At 73.4% G+C, this 24,297-nt stretch carries 25 protein-coding genes; 17 read left to right on the plus strand and 8 right to left on the minus strand.

The genetic code is table 11. The features are described 5' to 3' along the window. Positions 1 to 221: 221 nt before the first annotated feature. The 7 genes from ACFYXS_RS13400 (at position 222) to ACFYXS_RS13430 (ending at position 6,743) form a co-directional block, all read left to right on the plus strand. Complete coding sequence (locus tag ACFYXS_RS13400) at positions 222 to 629, plus strand: hydrogenase maturation nickel metallochaperone HypA (RefSeq protein ID WP_389247258.1); 408 nt, start codon at positions 222 to 224, stop codon at positions 627 to 629. A gap of 5 nt (positions 630 to 634) precedes the next feature. Continuing rightward, a complete protein-coding gene (gene hypB, locus ACFYXS_RS13405; RefSeq protein ID WP_389247260.1) occupies positions 635 to 1,342 on the plus strand; it encodes a hydrogenase nickel incorporation protein HypB in 708 nt (235 codons plus the stop codon). Beyond that, positions 1,342 to 3,729 carry a carbamoyltransferase HypF gene (gene hypF, locus ACFYXS_RS13410; RefSeq protein WP_389247262.1) on the plus strand — a complete coding sequence of 796 codons (2,388 nt, stop codon included), beginning with the start codon at positions 1,342 to 1,344 and terminating at the stop codon, positions 3,727 to 3,729. Before hypB ends, hypF begins: the two co-directional genes overlap by 1 nt. After that, positions 3,729 to 4,049, plus strand: coding sequence for a HypC/HybG/HupF family hydrogenase formation chaperone (locus tag ACFYXS_RS13415; protein WP_389247264.1), 321 nt, complete (start codon positions 3,729 to 3,731; stop codon positions 4,047 to 4,049). The genes hypF and ACFYXS_RS13415 overlap by 1 nt, the downstream gene beginning before the upstream one ends. Then, complete coding sequence (gene hypD / locus ACFYXS_RS13420) at positions 4,046 to 5,170, plus strand: hydrogenase formation protein HypD (RefSeq protein WP_389247267.1); 1,125 nt, start codon at positions 4,046 to 4,048, stop codon at positions 5,168 to 5,170. The genes ACFYXS_RS13415 and hypD overlap by 4 nt, the downstream gene beginning before the upstream one ends. Before the next feature lie 79 nt (positions 5,171 to 5,249). Further along, positions 5,250 to 6,239 carry a hydrogenase expression/formation protein HypE gene (hypE, locus tag ACFYXS_RS13425; RefSeq protein ID WP_389247966.1) on the plus strand — a complete coding sequence of 330 codons (990 nt, stop codon included), beginning with the start codon at positions 5,250 to 5,252 and terminating at the stop codon, positions 6,237 to 6,239. Between the two features lie 132 nt (positions 6,240 to 6,371). Beyond that, complete coding sequence (locus ACFYXS_RS13430; RefSeq protein ID WP_389247270.1) at positions 6,372 to 6,743, plus strand: low affinity iron permease family protein; 372 nt, start codon at positions 6,372 to 6,374, stop codon at positions 6,741 to 6,743. 18 nt (positions 6,744 to 6,761) lie between these two features. On the opposite strand, the gene ACFYXS_RS13435 is transcribed toward ACFYXS_RS13430, so the two are convergent. Beyond that, positions 6,762 to 8,789: a phosphocholine-specific phospholipase C gene (locus ACFYXS_RS13435; protein WP_389247272.1), complete on the minus strand. Its 2,028-nt coding sequence runs from the start codon at positions 8,787 to 8,789 to the stop codon at positions 6,762 to 6,764. A 266-nt stretch (positions 8,790 to 9,055) separates the two neighbouring features. Here ACFYXS_RS13435 and ACFYXS_RS13440 point away from each other — a divergent pair, with 266 nt between their 5' ends. Further along, complete coding sequence (locus ACFYXS_RS13440; RefSeq protein WP_389247274.1) at positions 9,056 to 9,517, plus strand: DUF5709 domain-containing protein; 462 nt, start codon at positions 9,056 to 9,058, stop codon at positions 9,515 to 9,517. A gap of 34 nt (positions 9,518 to 9,551) precedes the next feature. Here ACFYXS_RS13440 and ACFYXS_RS13445 read toward each other — a convergent pair whose 3' ends face one another. Next, positions 9,552 to 11,099 carry an MFS transporter gene (locus tag ACFYXS_RS13445; protein ID WP_389247276.1) on the minus strand — a complete coding sequence of 516 codons (1,548 nt, stop codon included), beginning with the start codon at positions 11,097 to 11,099 and terminating at the stop codon, positions 9,552 to 9,554. A 121-nt stretch (positions 11,100 to 11,220) separates the two neighbouring features. On the opposite strand from ACFYXS_RS13445, the gene ACFYXS_RS13450 reads away from it, so the two are divergent. Next, on the plus strand, positions 11,221 to 12,279 hold the full coding sequence (locus ACFYXS_RS13450) for an LLM class flavin-dependent oxidoreductase (RefSeq protein WP_389247278.1): 1,059 nt from the start codon (positions 11,221 to 11,223) through the stop codon (positions 12,277 to 12,279). A gap of 129 nt (positions 12,280 to 12,408) precedes the next feature. After that, entirely contained in the window at positions 12,409 to 13,572 is a 1,164-nt protein-coding gene (locus tag ACFYXS_RS13455) for a serine hydrolase domain-containing protein (RefSeq protein WP_389247281.1), read from the plus strand. A gap of 22 nt (positions 13,573 to 13,594) precedes the next feature. Here ACFYXS_RS13455 and ACFYXS_RS13460 read toward each other — a convergent pair whose 3' ends face one another. From ACFYXS_RS13460 to ACFYXS_RS13470, 3 genes are all read right to left on the minus strand, one after another. Further along, positions 13,595 to 13,813, minus strand: a complete 219-nt coding sequence (locus ACFYXS_RS13460) for a hypothetical protein (RefSeq protein WP_389247283.1) — start codon at positions 13,811 to 13,813, stop codon at positions 13,595 to 13,597. 111 nt (positions 13,814 to 13,924) lie between these two features. Continuing rightward, positions 13,925 to 14,164: a DUF397 domain-containing protein gene (locus ACFYXS_RS13465; RefSeq protein WP_360909502.1), complete on the minus strand. Its 240-nt coding sequence runs from the start codon at positions 14,162 to 14,164 to the stop codon at positions 13,925 to 13,927. Between the two features lie 5 nt (positions 14,165 to 14,169). Continuing rightward, positions 14,170 to 15,033 carry a helix-turn-helix domain-containing protein gene (locus ACFYXS_RS13470; RefSeq protein ID WP_389247286.1) on the minus strand — a complete coding sequence of 288 codons (864 nt, stop codon included), beginning with the start codon at positions 15,031 to 15,033 and terminating at the stop codon, positions 14,170 to 14,172. Positions 15,034 to 15,157: 124 nt separating this feature from the next. Between ACFYXS_RS13470 and ACFYXS_RS13475 the strand changes: the two genes are divergently transcribed. Together ACFYXS_RS13475 and ACFYXS_RS13480 are read left to right on the plus strand one after the other, a co-directional pair. Then, the gene (locus ACFYXS_RS13475) at positions 15,158 to 15,592 is read left to right on the plus strand and encodes an ATP-binding protein (RefSeq protein ID WP_389247288.1); all 435 of its coding nucleotides are present in this window, start codon (positions 15,158 to 15,160) and stop codon (positions 15,590 to 15,592) included. 271 nt (positions 15,593 to 15,863) lie between these two features. After that, positions 15,864 to 16,034: a hypothetical protein gene (locus ACFYXS_RS13480; protein ID WP_319660588.1), complete on the plus strand. Its 171-nt coding sequence runs from the start codon at positions 15,864 to 15,866 to the stop codon at positions 16,032 to 16,034. Between the two features lie 76 nt (positions 16,035 to 16,110). Here ACFYXS_RS13480 and ACFYXS_RS13485 read toward each other — a convergent pair whose 3' ends face one another. From ACFYXS_RS13485 to ACFYXS_RS13495, 3 genes are read right to left on the minus strand one after another with little or no spacing between them, the layout of a single operon-like run. Beyond that, positions 16,111 to 16,497, minus strand: coding sequence for a (2Fe-2S) ferredoxin domain-containing protein (locus ACFYXS_RS13485; RefSeq protein ID WP_389247290.1), 387 nt, complete (start codon positions 16,495 to 16,497; stop codon positions 16,111 to 16,113). Beyond that, entirely contained in the window at positions 16,494 to 16,880 is a 387-nt protein-coding gene (locus ACFYXS_RS13490) for a PPOX class F420-dependent oxidoreductase (RefSeq protein WP_389247293.1), read from the minus strand. Before ACFYXS_RS13490 ends, ACFYXS_RS13485 begins: the two co-directional genes overlap by 4 nt. Positions 16,881 to 16,889: 9 nt before the next feature. Next, positions 16,890 to 17,402, minus strand: coding sequence for a GNAT family N-acetyltransferase (locus tag ACFYXS_RS13495; RefSeq protein ID WP_389247295.1), 513 nt, complete (start codon positions 17,400 to 17,402; stop codon positions 16,890 to 16,892). A gap of 69 nt (positions 17,403 to 17,471) precedes the next feature. Here ACFYXS_RS13495 and ACFYXS_RS13500 point away from each other — a divergent pair, with 69 nt between their 5' ends. From ACFYXS_RS13500 to ACFYXS_RS13520, 5 genes are all read left to right on the plus strand, one after another. Next, positions 17,472 to 18,272: an exodeoxyribonuclease III gene (locus tag ACFYXS_RS13500; RefSeq protein ID WP_389247297.1), complete on the plus strand. Its 801-nt coding sequence runs from the start codon at positions 17,472 to 17,474 to the stop codon at positions 18,270 to 18,272. A 91-nt stretch (positions 18,273 to 18,363) separates the two neighbouring features. Continuing rightward, positions 18,364 to 18,987 (plus strand): GntR family transcriptional regulator, encoded by a 624-nt coding sequence (locus tag ACFYXS_RS13505; RefSeq protein ID WP_389247300.1) that lies wholly within the window; start codon positions 18,364 to 18,366, stop codon positions 18,985 to 18,987. A 126-nt stretch (positions 18,988 to 19,113) separates the two neighbouring features. Beyond that, the gene (gene aceE / locus ACFYXS_RS13510) at positions 19,114 to 21,819 is read left to right on the plus strand and encodes a pyruvate dehydrogenase (acetyl-transferring), homodimeric type (RefSeq protein ID WP_389247302.1); all 2,706 of its coding nucleotides are present in this window, start codon (positions 19,114 to 19,116) and stop codon (positions 21,817 to 21,819) included. 139 nt (positions 21,820 to 21,958) lie between these two features. Then, entirely contained in the window at positions 21,959 to 22,435 is a 477-nt protein-coding gene (locus ACFYXS_RS13515; RefSeq protein WP_389247305.1) for a MarR family winged helix-turn-helix transcriptional regulator, read from the plus strand. A 31-nt stretch (positions 22,436 to 22,466) separates the two neighbouring features. Beyond that, on the plus strand, positions 22,467 to 24,209 hold the full coding sequence (locus tag ACFYXS_RS13520; protein ID WP_389247308.1) for an MFS transporter: 1,743 nt from the start codon (positions 22,467 to 22,469) through the stop codon (positions 24,207 to 24,209). Positions 24,210 to 24,297: the final 88 nt, after the last annotated feature.

The following is a 24,297-nucleotide window of genomic DNA, read 5'->3' on the forward strand; positions in this document are numbered from 1 at the left end:
GGGCGGCCGCGGCCGACCCCGCCTCCCCCCCCCCCCGCACCGCCTACCCCCCATCATCCCCGCGCCCGCCCCCCCCCCCCCCCGGGGGGGGGGGGGGGGGGGGGGGGGGGGGGGCGGGCGGCCCCCCCCACGACCGGCCTCTAATGGAGCCGCGCGAGCCGGGGGTACCGCCCGGCGGCAGCCGGTGGCCCGGCCGGCGCCCCACACCGGAGATGAGACCGATGCACGAGATGTCCATCGCGATGGCGGTGGTGGAGCAGGTCGAGGAGGCCGCCGCCCGCCTGGCGGCCGACGGCGCCGCCCCGGCCGCGGTGCGGGAGGTCCGGCTGGAGGTGGGCGAACTCGCCGGTGTGCTGCCCGACTCCCTGTCCTTCTGCTTCGACCTCGCCTGCGCCGGCACCGTCCTGGAGGGCTCGTCCCTGTCGGCCGGGACCGTGCCGGGCCGGGCCCGGTGCGCCCCCTGCGACCACACGTGGCCGACCGGGATGCCCCCGCAGCTGAGCTGCCCGCGCTGCGGCGCGGGCGCGTCGGAGCTGCTGTCCGGCCGAGAGCTGCGCATCACCGAGGTGCGGTGGGCCGAGCCCGTCCCGCCCGGCCATCTGTCCGCACCACTCGCCGAGGAGCGCTGAACGCCATGTGCAAAGTCACCGACCTGCAGCAGTCCGTGCTCGCCAGGAACGACCACGGCGCCGCGCACCTGCGCGAGGACCTCGCCGCGCGCGGGACTGTGATGGTGAACCTGCTGTCCAGCCCCGGCAGCGGCAAGACCGCCCTGCTGGAGGCGGAACTCGGTCTGGCCCGCCGGCGCGGCGTGCCGGTCGCGGCGCTCACCGCCGACCTCGCGACCGAGAACGACGCGCTGCGCCTGGCCCGTTCGGGCGCGCCGGTACGGCAGGTGCTGACCGACGGGCTGTGCCACCTGGAGTCCCGGATGGTGCGCTCGCACGTCGACGCCTGGATGCCCGAGGACACCCGCCTGCTGTTCGTGGAGAACGTCGGCAACCTGGTGTGCCCGGCCTCCTACGATCTCGGCGAGTCGCTGCGCGTGGTCCTCGCCTCGGTCACCGAGGGCGAGGACAAGCCGCTGAAGTACCCCAGCGCCTTCGGACTGGCGCAGCTGGTCCTGATCACCAAGTACGACATCGCGGCCGCCGTGGACTTCGACGAGGAGGCGTTCCTCGCCAACGTCGCCCAGGTGAACCCGGGGGTCGAGGTGGTCCGCACCTCGGCGCGCGACGGCGAGGGCGTGGGCGTGCTCCTCGACCGGGCGCTCGCGGTGCAGGCCGGGGCCGCCGTCCACCGGCCCGTCATGACGCGCACCGCCGTCGGTCACGCGCACTGATGGCCGGCCAGCCGGCCCCGGCCTCCGACACCGCCGTGCAGCGCCGCAGGGTGCTGGTGCGGGGAGTGGTGCAGGGGGTCGGCTTCCGGCCGTTCGTCTTCGGACTGGCCCGGGAGCTCGGTCTTTCGGGGCACGTCGGCAACACCGGCGAGGGCGTGGTCGCCGAGGTCGAGGGCGCGCCCGCGGCCGTCGCCGCCTTCTGTGTCCGCATCGGCACCGACGCCCCGCCGCTGGCGGTGGTCGAGTCCGTCTCGCACGCCTCCGTGCCGCTCGCCGGTGGCTCGGGCTTCGCCATCGCGGCCTCGCGGGCGGACGGGGGCGCCGCGCGGACGCTGGTCTCCCCCGACACCGCGACCTGCGGGGCCTGCCTGGCGGAGCTGCGCGACCGGGGTGACCGCCGCTTCCGCCACCCGTTCATCACCTGCACGCACTGCGGGCCGCGCTTCACGATCGTGACCGGACTGCCCTACGACAGGGCGAACACCACGATGGCCGGGTTCCCGATGTGCGGGGCCTGCCGGTCCGAGTACCAGGACCCGGGCGACCGGCGCTTCCATGCGCAGCCGGTCTCCTGCCACGACTGCGGGCCGCGACTGCGGCTGCTGGTGCGGCGCGGACGCGGCACGGTGGAGGCGGCGGCGCACGATCCGCTCGGCGGCGCGCGACGGCTGCTCGCCGACGGCGCGGTCCTCGCCGTGAAGGGACTCGGCGGCTACCACCTGGCGTGCGACGCGGGCAACGACACGAGCGTACGGCTGCTGCGGACGCGCAAGAACCGGGGCGACAAGCCGTTCGCCCTGATGGCCCGGGACCTCGCGGACGTGACGCCACTGGCTCATGTGGGCGTCATGGAACGGGAGCTGCTGACCGGAGCGCGGCGGCCCATCGTGCTGCTGCGGCGGCGGGCGGACAGCGGCGGTGTGGCGCCGGCCGTCGCGCCGCGGGTCGCCGACCTCGGCGTCATGCTGCCGTACACCCCGGTGCACCATCTGCTGCTGGGCCTGCCCGGCGACCCGCCGGGTCCCCGGCTGCTCGTGATGACCAGCGGCAACCTGGGCGGCGAACCGATCGTCACGGACGACGAGGACGCGCTGCGCCGGCTGGCGGGGCTCGCCGACGCGTGGCTCACGCACGACCGGCCGATCCATGTGCCCTGCGACGACTCGGTGGTACGGATCTGCGACGGCGGCGAACTGCCCGTGCGGCGCTCGCGCGGTTACGCGCCCTTCCCGGTGCCGCTGCCGGTGTCCGTGGTCCCGGCGCTCGCCGTCGGCGGCGACCTGAAGAACACCTTCTGCGTGGGCGAGGGACGCCACGCCTGGATGTCGGCGCACGTCGGGGACATGGACGACCTGGAGACGCTGACCGCTTTCGGCGCCGCGGAGCGGCAGTTGGAGGACATCACCGGGGTGCGGCCGGTCCTGCTGGCCGCCGACCGGCACCCGGGCTACCGCTCGGTGGGCTGGGCGCGGCGCGCGGCAGGCGAGCGTCCGCTGCGGCAGGTGCAGCACCACCACGCGCACATCGCCGCGGCGATGGCCGAAGCGGGGCTCGACGGGACGGCTCCGGTGCTCGGCGTCGCCTTCGACGGCACCGGCCACGGCGACGACGGCGCCGTCTGGGGCGGTGAGTTCCTGGTCGCCGACTACGACGGCTTCCGGCGCGCGGCCCATCTCGCCTACGTGCCGCTGCCGGGCGGGGACGCCGCGGTGCGCAGGCCCTACCGCATGGCGCTGGCCCACCTGTGGGCGGCCGGTCTGCCCTGGACAGCCGGCCTCCCGTGCGTGACGGCCTGTCCGGACGAAGAACTCCGGCTTCTGGCCAAGCAGTTGGAACGCGGCCTGGCCTGCGTCCCCACCTCCAGCATGGGCCGGCTCTTCGACGCGGTCTCCGCGCTGGCCGGGGTGTGCCAGGAGGCCGGGTACGAGGCGCAGGCCGCCGTCGAGCTGGAGGCCGCCGCGGTCACCGCCGGCGAACTGCCCCCTGAGGGCTACACGTTCGCCCTGCGCGACGGCGACGGCGTGGACGGCGCCACCGCCTGCGACGCGGGCCCGGTACTCGCGGGCGTCGTCGCGGACCTGGGCCGCGGCGTACCGGCGGGCGTCGTCGCGGGCCGCTTCCACCGGGCGGTGGCCGACCTCGTGCTGCGGGTGTGCGCCGCCGTACGGGACCGCGACGGCGTCGCGACGGTCGCCCTGAGCGGCGGCGTCTTCGCCAACGCGCTGCTGTCCGCCGCCTGCGCGGGCGCGCTGCGCGCGCACGGCTTCGAGGTACTGCTCCACCGCCTGGTGCCGCCGAACGACGGCGGCCTGGCGCTCGGCCAACTCGTCGCCGCGGCCCGCGGCGACGGCCCGCGGACCCCCCACCCAGAGCGAGGAGACAGCTGATGTGCCTGGCGGTACCCGGCAAAGTGCTGGAGATCGAGGAACGTGACGGGACCAGGATGGCGACCGTCGACTTCGGCGGCGTCATCAAGGACGTGTGCCTGGAGTACCTGCCCGACCTCCAGGTCGGCGAGTACGCCATCGTCCACGTCGGCTTCGCGCTGCAGCGCCTGGACGAGGAGTCGGCGCGGCAGACGCTCGCCCTCTTCGGCAACCTGGGCCTGCTGGAGGAGGAGTTCGGCGACCCGTGGGAGCAGGCGGCGTCCGGGGCGGGCACCACCCCGTCCGGGACGCCCGCGGCGGGGGTGGAGGCGGACCGGTGAAGTACATCGAGGAGTTCCAGGACCCCGCACTGGCCAAGCGGCTGCTGGACGACATCCGTGCCACCGTGACCCGGCGCTGGGCGCTGATGGAGGTGTGCGGCGGCCAGACCCACACCATCATCCGGCACGGCATCGACCAGTTGCTGCCCGAGGAGGTCGAGCTCATCCACGGGCCCGGCTGCCCGGTCTGCGTGACGCCGCTGGAGGTCATCGACAAGGCCCTGGAGATCGCCTCCCGGCCCGAGGTGATCTTCTGCTCCTTCGGCGACATGCTGCGCGTGCCCGGCACCGGCCGCGACCTGTTCCGGGTGCGCAGCGAGGGCGGCGACGTGCGCGTGGTCTACTCCCCGCTCGACGCGCTGCGGATCGCCCGGGAGAACCCCGACCGCCAGGTGGTGTTCTTCGGCATCGGCTTCGAGACCACCGCCCCGCCCAACGCCATGACGGTGTACCAGGCGCGCAGGCTCGGCATCCGCAACTTCAGCCTGCTGGTCTCGCACGTCCGGGTTCCGCCCGCGATCGAGGCGATCATGCGGTCGCCGGAGGTGCGGGTGCAGGCGTTCCTGGCCGCCGGGCACGTGTGCAGCGTGATGGGCACGGAGGAGTACCCGGAACTGGCGGACGGCTTCGGCGTGCCCATCGTCGTCACCGGCTTCGAGCCGCTGGACATCCTGGAGGGGGTGCGCCGCACCGTGCGCCAGCTGGAACGCGGCGAGCACTCCGTCGAGAACGCCTACCCGCGCGCCGTCCGCCCCGAGGGCAACGCGGCGGCCAAGGCGATGCTCGCGGACGTCTTCGAGGTCACCGACCGGGCGTGGCGCGGCATCGGCGTCATCCCGGACAGCGGCTGGCGGCTCTCCGCGCGCTACCGGGAGTTCGACGCGGAGCACCGCTTCGAGGTCACCGGCATCACCACCCGGGAGCCGGCCGCCTGCCGCAGCGGCGAGGTCCTGCAGGGCCTGATCAAGCCGCACGAGTGCGAGGCGTTCGGCACCGCCTGCACCCCCCGCAATCCGCTGGGCGCCACGATGGTCTCCAGCGAGGGGGCCTGTGCCGCCTACTACCTCTACCGCCGGCTCGGCGGCACCAGCGCACCTCTGGAGGCGAGCCCCGTTGGCTGAGACCGCTGACACCCTTGCGGCGCCGGACTTCTCCGGCTGGACCTGCCCCGCGCCGCTGCGCGACCAGCCCCGTGTGGTGATGGGGCACGGCGGCGGCGGGACGCTGTCGGCCGAACTGGTCCGGCACGTCTTCGCCCCGGCCTTCGGCGGGGCCGTGCTGTCCCAGCTCGCCGACTCCGCGGTGGTGCCGCTCGGCGGCGCGCGGCTGGCGTTCTCCACCGACTCGTACGTGGTGCGGCCGCTGTTCTTCCCCGGCGGCAGCATCGGGGACCTGGCCGTCAACGGCACGGTCAACGACCTCGCGATGAGCGGCGCCCGTCCGGCGTTCCTGTCCTGCGGGTTCATCCTGGAGGAGGGGGTGGAGATGCCGCTGGTCGCCCGGGTCGCCGAGGCGATCGGCGCGGCCGCGCGGACCGCCGGGGTCGAGATCGTCACCGGGGACACCAAGGTCGTCGAGTCCGGCCACGGGGACGGGATCTACATCAACACCGCGGGCATCGGGCTGGTCCCCGAGGGGGTCGACATCCGGCCGCAGCGCGCGGAGCCGGGCGACGTCGTCATCGTCAGCGGGGAGATCGGCGCGCACGGCGTCGCCGTCATGAGCGTGCGCGAGGGGCTGGAGTTCGACGTCGAGATCGAGAGCGACTGCGCCCCGCTGAACGGTCTCGTCGAGGCGATGCTCGCGGTGACGACCGATCTCCACGTGCTGCGCGACCCCACCCGGGGCGGGCTCGCCGCCGCGCTCAACGAGATCGCCGCAGCCTCCGGGGTCGGCGTCGTCATCGACGAGCGCGCGGTGCCCGTGCCCTCGCCGGTCGCCAACGCCTGCACGGTGCTCGGCCTGGACCCGCTGTACGCGGCGAACGAGGGCAAGCTCGTGGCCTTCGTCCCCCGGGCCCACGCCGACGCGGTGCTGGCGGCTCTGCGCGCGCACCCGCTGGGGGCGCGGGCGGCCGTGATCGGCGAGTGCGTCGAGGACCACGCGGGCATGGTGGTCGCGCGCACCGGGCTCGGCGGCACCCGGGTGGTCGACCTGCCGCTGGGCGAACAACTCCCCCGGATCTGCTGACCGTTCACGGGCGCGGCCGGGCGCGGGTGGCCCGCTCCCGGCCGCGCCCGCCGGCAGGGGTGCGCCCGGCCGTCCGGGGCAGCAGGGATGCAGGACGCGGACCCGCCGCACCCGACGCCCGAGGAGGACGCCATGACCTTCCAGCACCCGGTGGAACGCACCGACGAACGCGGCCGGGGCGGCCGCTTCGAGCAACTGGCCGAGGGGGCGTCGAACTTCACGGCCTCCCCCGCCTTCTACGGGGTGTGCGTCGTCATGGTGTCCGCCTTCGTCGTCGTCCACGTCCTCGGGCTGCCGCTGAACTGGCAGTTGTTCGCGGCGGACCTGATGACGGCCGTCACCCTGCTCCTGCTGGCACTGCTGAAGAACACCGAACGCCGGGCGGAGCACGCCCTGCAGACCAAGCTGGACGCGATCGCCGCCGCCCTGCTGGAGCAGGGCGGCAGCTCGCACGAGGCGCGTGACGCGCTGCGCAAGGTGATCGGCATCCACGAGGAGGCGTGACGGCCCCCCGGGAGTGGGTCAGCCGGTGACGCTCGCGGCGCCGGTCTCCAGGTGTCCGGTGAAGCGGCGCGACCAGGACGCGTCGGAGCCGATCGTGACCGTGAAGTCGTACCAGCCGGACGAGTAGGCGACGGCGTTGAAGAAGTCGTCGGTGCTGCCGCCCGCGGGCACGGTGTACGTCCAGGGGCCGTCGGTGCGGTATTGGTTCGCCTTGATGGTGAAGGTGACGGCGGCGGCCGAGGTGTTGGTCATGCGGAACCAGACCGCCTGCTTGCCCGTGTCGGGGGCGGCCGCGTAGGACGGGACGACCTCGCAGGCCTTGCCGGCCGCCTTGGCGTCGCCGGTGAAGCGGCGCAGGAAGCGGTTGGGGCCGACGAGGGTCAGGTCGTACTTGCCCTCGCCGTAGCCGGAGCCGATGTTGAAGTAGTCGCTGCCGGTGCCGCCCGCGTCGATCGTGTACTGCCAGGGCACGCGGCTGCGGTAGGCGTTGGGGTGGAGGGAGAAGTGCGCGGCGCCGGTGGCCTGGGACCCCTGGTTGCTCATGGCGATCCAGGCCAGGATCGAGCCGCCGCTGCCGAACTCCAGCCGGTCCAGGTACCCGTTGGGCTGGTAGGGCAGGGCGCGGGCGGGCCGGGTGCCCGCCTCCTGGACGGGCAGTGCGTTGGTGGTGGGCTTGGGGTTGGGCAGCGGAGCGCAGGTGTTGATGCCGATGACGGAGGTCGCGGGCAGGGCGGGCAGGCCGCTCACCGGCGAGGTGAAGTCGAAGCAGCGGGTCAGGTCGCCGGTCACCTTGCGGCGCCAGGCGCTGATGTTGGGGCTGGTGGCGGGCGTGCCGAGGGCGGCGGTCCAGCGCTCCATGAAGCGGATGACGGAGGTGTGGTCGTACACCTCGGAGGACACCCAGCCGCCGCGCGTCCAGGGCGAGACGACGATCATCGGGACGCGGAAGCCCAGCCCGTACGGCGTGCCGCTCAGGAACTCCCCGGCCGTGCCGGCGGGCGGGGAGGGCGGCGGGACGTGGTCGAAGTAGCCGTCGTTCTCGTCGTAGTTGAGGAAGAGCACGGTCGAGTCGAGGACCGCCGGGTTCGCGCTCAGGGCCTGGAGCACCTGGTGCACGAAGTGCGCGCCGTCGCCGGGCGGGGCGTAGGGGTGCTCGGAGAAGGCCTGGTTGGGGACGATCCACGAGACCTGGGGCAGCGTGCCGGCCAGGACGTCGGCCTTGATGGCGGCCACGATGTCGTCCGGCGTGGAGCCGGTCACGCGCGGGACGGAGGCCATGCCGCGGTCGTGCAGCGGGGTGCCGGCGGCGGCCTGGGTGAACTGCTTGAAGTACGCCAGGCCGTTGTCGCCGTAGTTGTCGTCGGCGTTCTGGTAGACCCGCCAGCTCACCCCGGCGTTCTGCAGGGCCTCGGCGTACGTCTGCCAGGTCAGGCCCGACTCGTCGCCGCCGTCGTTGCTGGAGGAGTCGACCTTGCCGCTCCACAAATACGTCCGGTTGGGCCCGGTCGCGCTCAGGGTGGACGAGTAGTAGGCGTCGCAGATGGTGTAGGCGTCCGCGAGGGCGTAGTGGAAGGGGATGTCGGCCCGGGTGAGGTGGCCGAGGGAGCGCACGTTGCCGACGCCGGACACCCAGGAGTCCAGGGCGCCCTTGTTCCAGGCGGCGTGCTGGGAGGACCAGCTGTGCGGCAGGTCGCCGTTGCACTGGGCGAGCGTCTCGGGGTCGACGCCGCCGGCGGCGGGCGTGGCGCTGAGCCGCCAGGGGTACTGACGTCCGGTGCCGTTCGGCTGGTTGAAGACCGACTGGCCGCCGGACAGGGTGATCGTGGCGCGGTCACCGAAACCGCGCACACCCCCCAGCGTCCCGAAGTAGTGGTCGAAGCTGCGGTTCTCCTGCATCAGCACGACCACGTGCCGTACGTCGGCGATGGTGCCCGCGGCGGCTGCCGCCTGCTGCTGGGGCGCCGCGGCGCCCGACTGCGTGACGGCGGCGCCCGCGGCCGCTCCCGCGGACAGGGCCACGAACTTCCGGCGACTGATACCCGTCATCCCACCGATCCTTGTCGACTCGACGTCAGGTGCGTGTGATCGCAGGCAAGGGTGCCGCCGGGCGGCGGAGCGGACCAGGGGTTCGTGGCGGCGGGCACCGGTCCGCCGGGTGAATGTCCGGGGAACACCGCCACGACCGGGCTTTTTCCCGCTTTCGGGTGGCGTTCGGCGTCCGAACGGAAGAGTCTTGGAGGCAGAGGGGGCACGCGGCCCGTAAGGCGGCGCGCCGACGTCGGTGGTGGCGGCGCGTGAGCGAGGAGACGGACATGAGCGACAACGACATGGGTGATGAGGTCTACCAGCCGGACGGTTCCGAGGTGCAGGACGACGCCGGGTTGCTGGAGCCCGAGGACACGCTGGACTACCACGGCGTGGACCAGGTGCTCGACGAGGGCTACTCACCGCCGGAGCGGCCCTGGGCGGTGAACAAGGCGGCCACCACCGCGGAGGGCCGCCTGCGGGGGGAGACGCTGGACGAGCGTCTGGCCGAGGAGCTGCCGGACCTGGCCGTCCCCACCGGTGACGGCATCGGCGACGCCTGGGACACCGACGGTGAGCTGATCGACGACGAGGTCGGCGGGCCGCGTGCGGGCCGGCTGGTCGCCCCGGACGAGGGCGCGCACTACGAGACCGAGGGCATGGTCGCGTACGACATCGGTGTCGACGGGGCCGCCGCCTCCGCCGAGGAGGCCGCGATGCACCTGGTGCGGGGCGCGGACGAGTACTGATCCTCCGCGGGCGCGCTGTGCGGCGCCGGCCGGATCAGGATGTCGGCCGGGAGGACGGGGGCGGCGGCGCCCCCTGCGCGTTGCACTGGAGCGGCGGGGCCACGATCGCGCAGTGGTGGTGGAGGGGCGGCAGCTCCTTGTCCGGCTCCTCCGGGGTCTCCTTCAGCACATCCGAGCGGATGAAGGTCCACGCCAGCACGGATCCCACCACGAGCAGCCCGGCGCAGATCAGCACGGCGAGGCGGAAGCCGTGCCCGAAGGCCGCCGGGTTCTCGTAGTCGTCACCGGACAGTCCCACCATCAGCGGCAGGGCCGCCACCGACAGCAGGCCCGCCGCCCGGGCGACGGCGTTGTTCACTCCGGAGGCGGTGCCCGCGTGCCGTACGTCGGCCGCCCCGAGCACGGTCGCGGTCAGCGGGGCCACCGTGCAGGCGAGGCCGAGTCCGAAGACGCACACCGCCGGCAGGACGTCGGCCACGTACGAGGCGTCGGCGCCGATGCGCAGCATCAGCAGCAGTCCCCCCGCGGACACCGCGGGGCCGACCGTCATGGGGATGCGCGGGCCGATCCGCTCGGCCACCCGCCCCGAGCGCTCCGACAGCGCCAGCATGATGATCGTGATCGGCAGCAGCGCGGAGCCGGCGGCCAGCGGGGAGAACCGGGCCTCGGTCTGCAGCTCCAGCACCAGGAAGAAGAAGACACCGCCGAGCGCGGCGTACACGGCGAAGGTCACCAGGTTCGCGGCCGTGAACTGGCGGTTGGCGAAGAGGCCGGGCGGCAGCATGGGGTGGCTGCTGCGCCGTTCGGTCCACACGAAGCCGGCCAGCGCCGCCAGACCCAGGAAGCCGGAGATCCCGACGGCGGCCAGGTCGGCCTGGTGCCCGCCCGCGCCGATCAGCGCGTAGGTGACGCCGGCGAGGCCCACGGCGCCGAGCACGGCGCCCGCCACGTCGAAGTCGCCGGTGGCGGACTCGTCCCGGCTCTCCGGGACGTGCCGGGACGACACCATGAGCACCAGTGCGGCCAGCGGCAAATTGATGAAGAAGACCCAGCGCCAGCTGACGGCGTCGACCAGCCAGCCGCCCAGCAGCGGCCCCAGCGCCCCGGCGATACCGCCGAGGCCGGACCAGACCCCGATCGCGCGGGCCCGGTCCTCGGAGGCGAAGGACGACTGGATCAGCGCGAGCGAGCCCGGTGTCAGCAGGGCGCCGCCGATGCCCTGGAGGGCGCGGGCGGTGATCAGTACGTGGATGTCGGGCGCCAGGCCGCACATGAGCGAGGCCAGCGCGAACCACACCGTGCCGATCATGAAGATCTTGCGCCGCCCGAAGCGGTCCCCGAGGGAGCCGCCGAGCAGGATGAGCGCGGCCAGCGTGAGGGTGTAGGCGTTGACCGTCCACTGGAGCCCCTCGAGGGAGGCGCCGAGCTCACGGCCGATGGTGGGGAGCGCGACGTTGACGACCGTGCTGTCGAGGAAGGTCATGCCCGACCCGAGCACGACGGCGACGAGCACCCACCGTCCCGCCGCTTCCCCGAGCGTCAGCCCACCGCCCCGCCCCGTCGCGCGCGCGGCTTCCGTCATCGCAGCCTCCGGCCGTCCCCGCTGGTCTTCCCCGAGGCTACCCCGGGAGCGCGGCCCTCGCGTGGCGTACGAAGATCTCGGAGCGCGGGAATCCGGGGCCGCACGGGACGTTGAAGAGGGGGTGACCTCGCCGCCGCTTCCCGTTCTTCCGCCGTCCTTCCGGCTCTCGCTCCTCGACCGGTCCCCGGTGCGCAAGGGGCAGGAGCCCGCGCAGGCGTTGCGCGACACCGTGTGGCTGGCGCAGCGGGCCGAGGAGCTCGGCTACCACCGCTTCTGGGTGTCGGAGCACCACGGCGTGCCGGGGTTGGCGGGGTCGTCGCCCGCCGTGCTGGCCGCGGCGATCGCGGGGGCGACGTCCCGGATCAGGGTGGGCACCGGCGGGGTGATGCTGCCGAACCACCGGCCGCTGGTGGTGGCCGAGCAGTTCGGGGTGCTGGAATCGCTGTTCCCCGGCCGGATCGACATGGGGCTGGGCCGCTCGGTGGGCTTCACCGACGGCGTGCGGAGGGCACTGGGCAGGGACTCCAGCGCGGCGGACGACTTCGCGGGGCTGCTGACCGAGCTGCTGGGCTACTTCACCGGCAGCCCGGGCGGGGGCGGAGCCGTGCACGCCCGGCCGCCGGAGGGACTGCGCGTCCCGACGTTCGTGCTGGCCACGGGCTCGGGGGCGGCGCAGGCGGCGGCCTTCGGGCTGCCGCTGGTGATCGCGGGCCGTGACGAGGAGCGGATGCGGGCGGCGATCGACCGGTACCGCGCCGATTTCCGGCCCTCGGCGTGGGCGGCGGGGCCGTACGTGGTGGTCTCCACCCCGGTCGCGGTCGCGGCCACCACGGAGGCGGCGCGCCGGCTGCTGGTCTCCGAGGCCTGGTCGGCCGCGTACTCCCGCAGCCACGGGGACTTCCCGCCACTGGGGCCGCCGGAGGAGATCCTGACGGGCCCCATGACCGCCCGCGAACGCGACCATTTCGAGGAGTCGCTGGCCGGTGGCATCCACGGCACCGAGGCGGAGGCCGCGGCGGCGCTCTCCGGACTGGTCGCACGCACCGGGGCGGACGAGGTCCTGGTCAGCACGGCCGGGTACGACCGCGCGGCACTCCTGGACTCCCACCGCCGGCTGGCCCGGGCGACCGGCCTCGGAACGGAGCGGCGGCCCGCGGGCACAGGCGCGGCTCCGGCATAGCGGGCCGTCAACAAGCCCGGGGACAGCGGTGGTCGGTGCGGTCCAGGGCAGTCACCGGGCCCGCGGCCGATGAGTTCCGCGCGCCCGGGCGGTCTGCCTTTCCGACCGTACTTTCCCGAAGGTGGACCGATGACCGATCTGCACGACATCCTCAAGGCGTACGTCGACGACGGAACGGTGCCGGGGGCGGTGGGCCTGGTGGCCCGCGGCGGGCGGACCGAGGTGGCGGCCGTCGGCACGGCCGGCATCGCGGGCACGGCCCCGGCCCCGATGGCCCGGGACTCGATCTTCCGCATCGCCTCGCTCTCCAAGCCGATCACCGCCGCGGCCCTCATGACGCTGGTGGACGACGGGCGGCTCACGCTGGACGACCCGGTGGCGAAGTGGCTGCCGGAACTGGCGTCGCCGGTGGTCGTCAGGACCCCGCGCAGCCCGGTGGACGACGTGGTCCCGGCGGAACGCCCGATCACCGTGGCCGATCTGCTGGACGCCCGGGCCGGCTACGGCTTCCCTTCCGACTTCTCGCTCCCGGCTGTCGTGCCGCTGTTCGCCGAGCTGAAGCAGGGGCCGCCGATGCCCCAGCACGTCGCGGAGCCGGACGCCTGGATGGCGGCGCTCTCGCGCATCCCGCTGCTGGAGCAGCCGGGCGAGGCCTGGCTGTACAACACCACGTCCGACATCCAGGGCGTGCTGATCGCCCGGGTGGCCGGGCGGTCGCTGCCGGAGTTCCTGGCGGAGCGGATCTTCGAGCCGCTCGGCATGGAGGACACCGGCTTCGCGGTGCCGCCGGACGACCTCGGCCGGTTCACCGGCTACTACCGGGCCGACCAGCCGGGCGGGCTGCAGCTCGTCGACGCGCCGGACGGGCAGTGGAGCAGCGTGCCCCCCTTCCCCTCGGGCGCCGGAGGACTGGTGTCGACCGCCGACGACCTGCACGCTTTCGCCCGCATGCTGCTGGGCGGCGGCATCGACGGCGGCGGGGCCGGCCGGCGGGTGCTGTCGCCGGAGTCGGTGCGGCTGATGACGACCGATCGTCTGACACCCGGCCAGCGCGAGGCCAGCCCCCTGTTCCTGGAGGGCCAGAGCTGGGGCTTCGGCGGATCGGTCGACGTCGCGGCCGTCGAGCCGTGGAACGTGCCGGGCCGCTACGGCTGGGTCGGCGGCACCGGCACGGCGGCGCACATCGTGCCGTCGACCGGCGCGGTCACCGTGCTGCTCACCCAGCGGGAACTGGCCGGCCCCACCGCGCCCGCGCTGATGCGCGACTTCTGGCGGTACGCCGCGGGGCGGTGAGGCCGCCGCGGCGTGCCGCGGCTCAGTTGTCGTACGGGTGGGTGGGGCTCGACTCCAGTGTGTGGGTGAACAGGGCGAACTCCACCAGCCCGTCGGCATTGGTGGTCACGCTCGCCGGGCGGGTGCCGGGGTAGCGGGAGGCGATGAGATCGGCGACGCGGTGGGCGGTCGCCGCGTCGGCCGCGGCGATGCGCACATAGGCGACGCCCGGCTCGTACAGCGGTCCGAAGTCCTCGGCCATGGTGATGCTCCCCTTGTCCCGTCCGTCCGGCGGATCACCGCCGGAGACGGCCCGTTGGTCACCGCGGTTGCCCGCGCGGGCCGTATTCACTCGAAGTCGTCAACCGGGGGCTCAGGACAGCAGGAAGTCCGCCTTTCCGTCCTTCGCGCCCTGGATGAACATCTTGATCTCCAGGTCCGTGTAGATGAGCGCCGGCCCATCGGGGTCGGTGGACTGCCGCAGCGCGACTCTGCCGTCCGCCAGTTTCATGGCTTCCACGCAACTTCCCCCGTTGCCGCCGCTCCACGGCTTGTGCCAGCCCTCGGTTCCGAGGTCCTGGGCACGCATGCCGTTGTATATGCGGTCGTCCATGTGTGTCAGATCTCCTTGCGGATGCCATCGAGGATGGCTGCGGTGCTGTGTGCGGGCGAGGCTTGCGCGCACATCCGGTCCAGGGCCTCGAGGAAGACGGACACGTCGTCCCGGTCGTCCAGGTAGGCGGCGCCGACCAGGCTCTCGGTGAAGACGATGTCCGGCAGCTCCTGGACCTGGAACCGGAAGATGTGGAAAGGCCCGTACATCGCGGGGTGCGGGCCGGCACTGAAAGGCATGATCTGCAGTCGTACGTAAGGGAGTTCGCACGCCGCCACAAGGCGGTCGAGCTGCGCGCGCATGACGTCGGCGCCGCCGATGGGGCGCCGCAGCACGGTCTCGTCCATGACCACCCACAGCAGCGGCGCGCCGGGCCGGCACAGCAGCGCCTGGCGCTCCAGCCGCAGGGCGACGGCCCGCTCGGTCTCGGCGGCCGACGCGTGCGGGCTGCCGGCCCGGAGCACGGCGCGGGCGTACTCCTCGGTCTGCAGCAGGCCGGGCACGTAGTGCGGCTCGTAGGCGCGGATCGTGCCCGCCTCGGCCTCCAGACTGACGAACGCGCTGAACCAGGAGGGCAGGACGTCCCGGTAACGGTGCCACCAGCCGGGCTGGTTGCCCTCCCGGGCGAGGTCGACGAAGGCGTCGGCCTCGGCCCGCGGCACCCCGTAGAGGCCGAGCAGCTTCTCCACGTACGGGATACGGAGGCCGACCTCGGCCTTCTCCATGCGGCGGACGGTGGCGTGGGTGACGTCGAGGGCCCGCGCGGCCTGCTCGTACGAGAGCCCGGCCTTCTCGCGCAGGTGGTGGAGGCGTTTGCCGAGGATGACGCGCAGGACGGTCGGCGCTCCACCGGCCCTGGCCTCAGCCACGATCCCTGTCTCCCATGGCAGCAGTGTGCCATGTCAGGAATGGAACCGACACCCTGTATTGGCGATTGTGCAATTTGCAGAATGACCCTTGCCTTCTGTGCAAGCTCTGGCCATAGTTACCTGTGTGCTTCATGCCCTCAGCGCCCGGGACACCTTCCGGCTTCGCCTCCCGGCGCACGCCTCGTCGGTCGGGATCGCCCGCCGCCAGGTGCGGTCGACGCTGGGCCACTGGGGCCTGGAGGCACTGGGCGACGACGCCGGGCTCGTCGTCACGGAACTCTTCACCAACGCGGTGCTGCACAGCGGGAGCGAGCACGTCGCCTGCGTGCTGTGGACCGCGGGCGGACTGCTGCACGTGGAGATCGTCGACGAGGGGCGCGGCGACGCCGGCCCGCTGAGCCGCCGGGCGGCGGATGCCGACGAGAACGGCCGCGGACTCGCCCTCGTCGCCCATTTGGCCGAAGGCTGGGGTGTCAAACCGCCCACCCGCGGTACGGGCCGCGCCGTATGGGCAACCCTTGCCTGCGCGCGCGGCGGAGCCTCCCGGCGCACGGGCTGACACCGGGCGACAGCCCCCACTCCGGTCGCGTCGCGGCCAATTGGATGGTGGTGCCCCCCGGGCGGGCTTACGCTGGGGGTCGACGGAACGGCCCCTGGGCGAGCACCACCCACCCACGGCCTCCGCCCCGGGAGGAGCCGCCCACCGCGGCCCCCGCCCGGTTCCGCAACCGGCGCCACCGCGTCCGCTCAGCCCATCAGCCCGACCGGGCGGAGGCGTCCGGCAGCGGCCGGGCCCGGCGTCCGGCTCACCCGACACGAAGGAGTGCGCGGTGACACCCGAGAAGTCAAAGCGGAACCAGCTCCCCAAGGAGCCCGACGATCAGCCCAACCCGCAGCGGGAGGTGCGCAATCTGGACGTCTGGGCCAGGTCCGCGCCGATCCTGCTCGCCGGGTACGAGGACGATCTGAACGAGCTGCACATCCTGCGCAGCATCGACTGACCCTTCCCCAGGGCTGGTTCCGGGCCGTACGGGCAACGCCGCCCGTGCGGCCCTTCCGTTCGCCGCGAGGGCCGCGTCAGCCGTCGCCCTGGCGGGTCGGCGGCCTGATGGCGTACAGCTCCAGCACCGCCGGCGGCTCCGCGAGACCCGGGCCCCCGGCGCGCACCCAGGCCGTGATGTCCTCCACGGCGCCGGGGTCGTTGACGAGGCCGAGCCAGACGGGACGGCCACCCGCCGCACGCCCCCGGGGCGACGGCTGGACCACCACGACATTGGCCTGCTCGCACACGTCGAGGCAGTCGGTGACCCGCACCCGGCACACCCCGTCGAGCGCTCCCTCCAACCCGGCCAACTGCGCCGCGTGGTCGACGCCTGGGACCTTCTCGGTACCGCAGCAGCAGTCGCGGCAGACGCTGACCGTGCACACGCCGGACCGGGCGGACGGAGCGGACCGAGCGCTCACGCGAGGGTGATCCGCACACCCACCGTGCCCTCGCGGCCCCGGCGCAGCCGGCTGCCCCAGAGGGTGAGCCGGCCCATCAGCCCGTACTTGCGCGCGACCAGGGATCGGTAGCGGTCGGCGTCCTGCGCCCCCAGGATCTCGGCGCGGGCGGGCACCTGATCCCCCGTCGGCCTGCCGCGCACGTCGCAGGGACCGACCAGGACGTCGGCCCGGTTGCGGATCCGCTTGACCTTGCCGGAGTCGGCGGCCGTCCACGCACCCAGGGCGTCGCCGTCGCGCACCACCCACACCGGGGTCGGCACGGTGCGGCCGTCCCGGCGGTAGGTGGTGACGAGGAGGTACTTGCCCGCCGCGAGGCGGGCGGTCCCGCTGTCCTCGATCATGCCCCCAGGCTACGCGGGCAGCGTGCTGGTGGCCGAGGCCGGGCCGATGGCGAGCAGCGACTTGCCGAGGCACACGCTGAGCGGACTGTCCCTGTAGTGACCGAACTTGGTGACCGGCGTGTAGCCGCTGGAGGTGTAGAGGGCGATCGCCTCGGGCTGCATCAGGCCGGTCTCCAGCACCATGCGGGTACGGCCTGCGGCGGCCGCGTCGCGCTCCAGTTCCGCGAGCATCTGCCGGGCCAGGCCCTTGCCTCGGGCCTGCGGGACGACATACATGCGCTTGAGTTCGGCGTCGCCGTCCTCGAAACCGTCCGGGGAGGCGTCCTGGGCCCGCCAGCCGCCGGTCGCCACGGGCGCGCCGTCGAGGTAGCCGAGCAGGAACCGGCCGTACGGGGCGTCGAAATGCGCGACGTCCACCGGGGTCGCGTCGGGGTCGCCGTAGCGCTCCACGTACTCCTGCTGGACCTGCGCGGTCAGCAGTACGGCGTCGGGGTGGTCGTAGCGCCTCTTCCGGATCTGCACCCGCATATCGTACGTGCGTACGGAACGTACCCGTCGGGAGCGACCCCGCCGCCGGGTATCGTCCCCGTCATGCTCACCGTGACGACCGTGAATGTGAACGGGCTGCGCGCCGCGGCCACGAAGGGGTTCCTGCCCTGGCTGGAGGCCACCTCCGCCGACGTGGTGTGCCTCCAGGAGGTACGCGCGGAGCCCGGCCAGCTGCCGGAGGAGGTGCGCGCGCCGCAGGGCTGGCACGTGGTGCACGCCCCCGCCGCGGCCAAGGGGCGCGCCGGGGTCTCGGTGTACTCGCGGCAGGAGCCCGAGGCGGTGCGGATCGGCTTCGGCTCCCAGGAGTTCGACGGCTCCGGCCGCTACGCCGAGATCGACCTGCCCGGGATCACGGTCGCCAGCCTCTACCTGCCCTCCGGCGAGGTCGGCACCGAGCGGCAGGCGGAGAAGGAACGCTTCATGGAGGAGTTCCTGGGCCACCTGGCCACACTCCGCGAGAAGAGCGCCGCCGGCGGCCGCGAGGCACTGGTCTGCGGTGACTGGAACATCGCGCACGCCGAGCGCGACCTGCGCAACTGGCGTGCCAACCAGAAGAAGGCCGGCTTCCTGCCGGAGGAGCGCGCCTGGCTGTCCCGGCTGTACGACCAGGGCGGCTGGACCGACGTCGTCCGCCGGCTCCACCCCGAGGGCGACGGGCCCTACACGTGGTGGTCGTACCGCGGCCGGGCCTTCGACAACGACACCGGCTGGCGCATCGACCTGCACGTGGCCACCCGCGGCCTCGCCGCCCGTGCCACGACGGCCCGCGTCGAGCGCGCGGCCACCCATCCCGAGCGCTGGTCGGACCACGCGCCGGTGACCGTCGTCTACTCCCCCGCGTAGCGGCCCGCGCCGCGGAAAACGGCGCCGGACGGGGTGGCCGCCGTATCGTCTAGGCAGTTGCCGCATCCGCCGTCGTTTCCGAGGAGTCCGCATGGCGCCCCCCGTCGTCCACTCGCTGCGCGAGCAGATCCGCGAGTACATCGTGGAGGGCATCGTCAGCGGGCGCTGGAAGCCGGGCGAGCGGATCGTCGAGCGCGGGATCGCGGTCGAGCTGGAGGTCAGCCAGACGCCGGTGCGCGAGGCGCTGCGCGAGCTGGAGGTCATGCGGCTCATCGAGTCGGCGCCGAACAAGGGCGTACGGGTGCGCAATCTGACGGCGGCCGACCTGGAGGAGATCTACCCGGTGCGGGCCGGCCTGGAGCAGATCGCCGCCGAACTGGCGGCGCCCCGGCTGCGGTCGGACCTGTCGGCCCTGGAGGCCGAGGTCGCCCTGCTGTACGCCGCCGACCGGGACGGGGACGGACAGGCCCAGGTGCGGCACACGGTCGCCTTCCACCGGGAGCTGGTGCGCGCGTCCGGCAACAGCGTGCTGCTGCACACCTGGGAGTCGCTGGGCATCGAGATCTGGACGGCGCTGTCGATCCGCTGGCTGGGGACCCGGCAGCAGTCGTACGCCGAGGAGCACCAGGCGGTCGTCGAGGTCTTCCGGCGCGGCGACCCGCGGGTGGGCGAGCTGGTGAAGGAACACGTGCTCGGGTGCGCGCCACGCACCTGAGTCACCGCTGGGCGCGTTCCTCCGGGTGCATACTTCCGTGACACGCGTCACATCTATTTGATCGATCATCGATCAGAACTATGCTGAAGGCGGCCCCGCCCCGAACCACCTGGAAGGCGGTCACCGATGACCGACGCCACGCCGAGCACACCCGCTCACCTGCCCGACCTTGACCCCGAGGAGACCGGCGAGTGGGCCGCCTCCCTGGACGCGGTCAGCCATGCCGCCGGTCCCCACCGCGCCGCCTACCTGATGCGGCGGACGCTGGACCACGCCCGGGCCCAGGGGCTCGACGTGCCCAGTCCCCTGGAGACGGCGTACGTCAACACCATCGCGACCGCCGCCGAGCCGGAGCTGCCGGGCGACGAGGAGATGGAGCGCCGCATCGCCGGCTGGAACCGGTGGAACGCGGCGGCGATGGTCACCCGCGGCAGCCGCCTCGGCCTCGGCGGCCACATCGCCACCTTCGCCTCGGCGGCCTGGCTGTACGAGACGGGCTTCAACCACTTCTTCCACGGCAAGCAGGCACTGGGCTCCGCACTGTCCGGCGACTCGCGGCCGGCCTCCGGCGACCAGCTCTACATCCAGGGCCACGCCTCCCCCGGGATCTACGCCCGCGCCTTCCTCGACGGCCGGCTCACCGAGGCCGACCTCGACCGCTTCCGCCAGGAGGCGGGCGGCAACGGCCTGCCCTCGTACCCGCACCCGCGCCGGCTGCCGTGGCTGTGGGAGTTCCCCACCGTCTCCATGGGGCTCGGCCCGCTGAGCGCCATCCACCAGGCGCGCTTCAACCGCTACCTGCACCACCGCGGCATCAAGGACACCTCGGCCTCCCACGTGTGGGCGTTCCTCGGTGACGGCGAGATGGACGAGCCCGAGTCGACCGCGGCCCTGGCGCTCGCCGGCCGTGAGGGACTGGACAACCTCACCTTCGTCATCAACTGCAATCTCCAGCGGCTCGACGGCCCGGTGCGCGCCAACTTCAAGATCGTGCAGGAACTGGAGGCCCAGTTCCGCGCGGCCGGCTGGAACGTCGTCAAGTCGCTGTGGGGCTCCGCCTGGGACGAGTTGTTCGCGCTCGACACCACCGGCGCCCTGGTGCGGCGGCTGCGCGAGGTACCGGACGGCCAGTTCCAGACGTACGCCACCCGCGACGCCGCGTACATCCGCGACCACTTCTTCGGCGCCGACCCGGCGCTGGTGGAGATGGCCCGCCTGCTGACCGACGCGAAGATCGCCGAGTGCTTCCACACCTCCCGCGGCGGCCACGAGCCGCGCAAGGTGTACGCGGCCTACCGTGCCGCGGTCGAGCACAAGGGCGCGCCCACCGTGATCCTGGCGCAGACGGTGAAGGGGTGGACGCTCGGTCCCGGCTTCGAGTCGCGCAACGCCAACCATCAGATGAAGAAGCTGTCCGGCGAGCAGTTCCGCGCGATGCGGGACCTGCTGGAGCTGCCGATCCCGGACAGCTCCCTCGACACGGACCTGGTGCCCTACGTCCACCCGGGCGCGAACTCGCCCGAGGTGCGCTACCTCCAGGAGCGCCGCGCCGCCCTCGGCGGCCCGGCCCCGGCCCGCACCGTGCACCCCGTGGCCCTGCCCGAGCCGCCGGCCAAGGCCTTCGAGGCACTGAACAAGGGCTCCGGCGCGCAGGAGATCGCCACCACCATGGCCCTGGTCCGGCTGGTGAAGGACCTGATGCGGGACAAGGAGACCGGCCGCCGCTGGGTGCCGATCGTCCCCGACGAGGCGCGCACGTTCGGCATGGAGTCGCTCTTCCCGAGCGCGGGCATCTACTCGCCGCTCGGCCAGACCTACGACCCGGTCGACCGGGACATGCTGATGTACTACAAGGAGGCCAAGGACGGCCAGGTCCTCAACGAGGGGATCACCGAGGCCGGTTCGATGGCCGAGTTCACGGCCGCGGCCACCGCGTACGCCACGCACGGCGAGCCGATGATCCCGCTGTACATCTTCTACTCGATGTTCGGCTGGCAGCGCACCGCCGACCAGATGTGGGCCCTGGGCGACCAGCTCGGCCGCGGCTTCCTGGTCGGCGCGACCGCCGGGCGCACCACCATGACCGGCGAGGGCCTGCAGCACGCGGACGGCCACTCCCACCTGATCGCCTCCACCAATCCGGCGGCGGTCGCCTACGACCCGGCGTTCGCGTACGAGCTGGGCGTGATCGTCCGCGACGGCCTGCGGCGCATGTTCGGGCCGGACGCCGAGAACGTCTTCTACTACCTCACGGTCTACAACGAGACCAAGACGCAGCCGCCGATGCCCGACGCCCCCGGCGTCGAGGAGGACATCGTGGCCGGCCTGTACCGCTTCCGCGAGGCGGGCACCGCGGGGCTGGCCGGTGACGCGCCGCGCCTGCAACTGCTCGCGTCGGGCACCGCGGTCCACTGGGTGCTGGAGGCACAGCGGCTGCTGGCCGCCGAGTGGGGCGTGGCGGCGGACGTCTGGTCGGCCACCTCGTGGACCGAGCTGCGCCGCGGCGGTCTGGCGTACGACGCGGCCCGGCTGCGCGGTGAGGAACCGCCGCTGCCGCACGTCGCCCGGGTCCTGGAGGGTGCCCCCGGTCCGGTGCTCGCGGTGAGCGACTGGATGCGCGCGGTCCCGGACCAGATCAGCCAGTGGGTGCCGCAGGACTGGTACTCCCTCGGCACCGACGGTTTCGGCCTCTCCGACACCCGCGAGGCGGCCCGGCGTCACTTCGGCGTCGACCCGCAGTCGGTCGTCGTGGCGGCGCTCGCGGCGCTGGCCGCGCGCGGCGAGGTCAAGCGCGAGGCCGTCGAGGAGGCCCGCGAGCGGTACGGGCTGTAGCACCACCCCTGCGAAGCCCCCGTGCGCCCCGGCGCGCACGGGGGCTTCCGCATGCCCGCGGGTACTGCCGGAACGCGGCGGGACGCCCCGCCGCGGACGCCCCCTGCCGTGATACATAAGCAAGTGATATAAATTCCTTATGCATCTTTCCGACGACGCGGCCCACGCCGAGGCGGTCGACGCGGCCAGGGCCCTGGAGCGGCTGTACCGCATGCTGCGCAGGCTCACCCAGCCGAGCGAGCTGTCCCTCACCACGGTGGCGACGCTGTCGACCCTGGAGCAGTCCGGGCCCTTCCGGCTGACCGAGCTGGCGGCCCTGGAGGGGGTCACCCAGCCCGCGATGACACAGGTGGTCTCGCGGCTCCAGGAAGCGGGACTGGCGGAGCGCGCGGCCGACCCGGCGGACGGCCGGGTCGTCCTCGTCCACATCACCGACGCCGGCCGGGCCGCGATCGCCCGGCGCCGTGCGGTACGGGCCGAGCGCCTCGGGGAGTTGCTGGAGCATCTGAGCGCGGACGAGCGGGCGGCGCTGAGCGCCGCGCTGCCGGCCATCGAGGCCCTCACCCGGCTGGGTCCCCCGGCCGGCTCGCCCACCGCCCAGCGCTCCACCGATTGATCAGGAATCCGTTCGACATCGGAGCACCTACATGACGGCGCACGCGCAATCGTCCAGTTCCGTGAATCCGTTCAAACAGCCGAAGGCCGTCTTCGCGGTCGCCTTCGCCTGTGTGGTCTCGTTCATGGGGATCGGCCTCGTCGACCCGATCCTGCCCGCGATATCAAGCCAACTGGACGCCTCCCCCAGCCAGGTGACGCTGCTGTTCACCAGTTATCTGGTGGTCACCGCGGTCGCCATGCTGATCACCGGCTGGGTCTCCAGCCGGGTGGGGGCCAAGAAGACGCTGATCGCGGGCCTCGCCCTGATCGTGGTGTTCGCCGCGCTGGCCGGTGCGTCGGGGAGCATCGGCGGCATCGTCGGCTTCCGGGCCGGCTGGGGCGTCGGCAACGCGCTCTTCATCGCCACCTCCCTCGCGGTGATCGTCGCGTCGGCGAGCGGCGGCTTCGTCGGCGCGATCATCCTCTACGAGACCGCGCTGGGCGTCGGCATCGCGGTGGGCCCGCTGCTCGGCGGCATGCTGGGTGAAGTGAGCTGGCGCGGACCGTTCTTCGGGGTCGCGGTGCTGATGTCCATCGCGCTGATCGCCACCGTGGTGCTCGTCGAGCCGATGCCACTGCCGGCCCGCAGGACCGGGCTGAGCGAGCCGCTCAAGGCGCTGCGCCACCGCGGTCTGCTGACGCTGTCGCTGACCGCGCTCTGCTACAACTGGGCGTTCTTCACCGTGCTCGGCTACGCCCCGTTCCCGATGGGGCTCGGCGCCATCCAGCTCGGCCTGGTCTTCACCGGCTGGGGCGCCCTGGTCGCGCTCTTCGCCGTCTTCGGCGCGCCGCGGCTGCAGGCCCGCCTCGGCATCGCCAGGACGCTGTACGCCAACCTGGCGCTGTTCGCCCTGACCGTGCTGGCCATCGCGATCTGGACGAACAACCGGACCGTCCTGATCGTCTGCGTGATCGTCGCCGGCGTCTTCATCGGCGTCAACAACACGGTGACCACCCAGGCCGTGATGACCGTGTCGCCGGTGGACCGCAGCGTCGCCTCGGCCGCGTACGGCTTCGTCCGCTTCATCGGCGGCGGCCTGGCCCCCTTCGCCGCGGGCAAGCTGGTGGAGGCCTTCAACATCCACGTGCCGTTCTACATCGGCGCGGGCGCCCTGGTGCTGGGCATCGTCATCCTCTCCACGGCGCACGGCCTGCTGGGTCAGGCCGAACGGCTCCAGGCCGAGCAGGTCGCGCCGGAGGCGGCCTCCGCACCGGACGCGGCCGACGCCACCGCGCCGTCGCTGCTCCCGGTCGAGCACGCCGCGGCCGTGGCGAGCGATGCCGCCAAGGGCGCGATCGTCGCCGCCGTCGACGGCTCCCCCCACGCCGAGCGGGTCGCCGAGGCCGCCGGCCGGCTGGCGACGATCAACGGCCGCACCGTGTACGTCGTCCACGCCGAGGAGGCGGCCGTCTCCGGGGAGTCGGCCGCCGAGGGCGAGGGTCTGGAGTCCGCCCGCACCGCGGTGCGCGAGCACCTCGACCGGCTCACCGCGCAGGGCGTCCCCGCGGTCGGGCACGTCCTGCGGCACGCCACCGGACACGGCGAGGTCGGGCGGCTCATCGCCGAGCACGCCGAGGCGACGGGGGCGCGCGCCATCGTGATCGGCGCCCCGACGCACGGCGGGCTCTCCGCGCTGATGGACGCGAGCGCGGGACAGGAGCTGATGCGCCGCGCGACCTGCGACATCGTGCTGATCAACCCGCGGGCCGCGGAGGTGGGGGCCGCCGCCTGACCCCTCCCGCCACGGTCCGCGCGCCGGCCGCGTCCCCCACGCCATCGAAATCCGCACGAAGCGGACGTATGGTGGCCAGACGGTGCAG

The organism is Streptomyces sp. NPDC002574, from assembly GCF_042889545.1.
Classification (GTDB): Bacteria; Actinomycetota; Actinomycetes; order Streptomycetales; family Streptomycetaceae; genus Actinacidiphila.

Excerpts from the sequence above, each read along its gene's own strand:
- hypB (WP_389247260.1), top strand. The coding sequence starts at position 635 with ATGTGCAAAGTCACCGACCTGCAGCAGTCCGTGCTCGCCAGGAACGAC.
- ACFYXS_RS13435 (WP_389247272.1), bottom strand. The coding sequence starts at position 8,789 with ATGACGGGTATCAGTCGCCGGAAGTTCGTGGCCCTGTCCGCGGGAGCG.
- aceE (WP_389247302.1), top strand. The coding sequence starts at position 19,114 with ATGACCGACGCCACGCCGAGCACACCCGCTCACCTGCCCGACCTTGAC.
- hypE (WP_389247966.1), top strand. The coding sequence starts at position 5,250 with ATGGGGCACGGCGGCGGCGGGACGCTGTCGGCCGAACTGGTCCGGCAC.
- ACFYXS_RS13515 (WP_389247305.1), top strand. The coding sequence starts at position 21,959 with ATGCATCTTTCCGACGACGCGGCCCACGCCGAGGCGGTCGACGCGGCC.
- ACFYXS_RS13440 (WP_389247274.1), top strand. The coding sequence starts at position 9,056 with ATGAGCGACAACGACATGGGTGATGAGGTCTACCAGCCGGACGGTTCC.
- ACFYXS_RS13520 (WP_389247308.1), top strand. The coding sequence starts at position 22,467 with ATGACGGCGCACGCGCAATCGTCCAGTTCCGTGAATCCGTTCAAACAG.
- ACFYXS_RS13445 (WP_389247276.1), bottom strand. The coding sequence starts at position 11,099 with ATGACGGAAGCCGCGCGCGCGACGGGGCGGGGCGGTGGGCTGACGCTC.
- ACFYXS_RS13490 (WP_389247293.1), bottom strand. The coding sequence starts at position 16,880 with ATGATCGAGGACAGCGGGACCGCCCGCCTCGCGGCGGGCAAGTACCTC.
- ACFYXS_RS13455 (WP_389247281.1), top strand. The coding sequence starts at position 12,409 with ATGACCGATCTGCACGACATCCTCAAGGCGTACGTCGACGACGGAACG.
- ACFYXS_RS13400 (WP_389247258.1), top strand. The coding sequence starts at position 222 with ATGCACGAGATGTCCATCGCGATGGCGGTGGTGGAGCAGGTCGAGGAG.
- ACFYXS_RS13415 (WP_389247264.1), top strand. The coding sequence starts at position 3,729 with ATGTGCCTGGCGGTACCCGGCAAAGTGCTGGAGATCGAGGAACGTGAC.
- ACFYXS_RS13500 (WP_389247297.1), top strand. The coding sequence starts at position 17,472 with ATGCTCACCGTGACGACCGTGAATGTGAACGGGCTGCGCGCCGCGGCC.
- ACFYXS_RS13465 (WP_360909502.1), bottom strand. The coding sequence starts at position 14,164 with ATGGACGACCGCATATACAACGGCATGCGTGCCCAGGACCTCGGAACC.
- ACFYXS_RS13460 (WP_389247283.1), bottom strand. The coding sequence starts at position 13,813 with ATGGCCGAGGACTTCGGACCGCTGTACGAGCCGGGCGTCGCCTATGTG.
- ACFYXS_RS13505 (WP_389247300.1), top strand. The coding sequence starts at position 18,364 with ATGGCGCCCCCCGTCGTCCACTCGCTGCGCGAGCAGATCCGCGAGTAC.
- hypF (WP_389247262.1), top strand. The coding sequence starts at position 1,342 with ATGGCCGGCCAGCCGGCCCCGGCCTCCGACACCGCCGTGCAGCGCCGC.
- ACFYXS_RS13430 (WP_389247270.1), top strand. The coding sequence starts at position 6,372 with ATGACCTTCCAGCACCCGGTGGAACGCACCGACGAACGCGGCCGGGGC.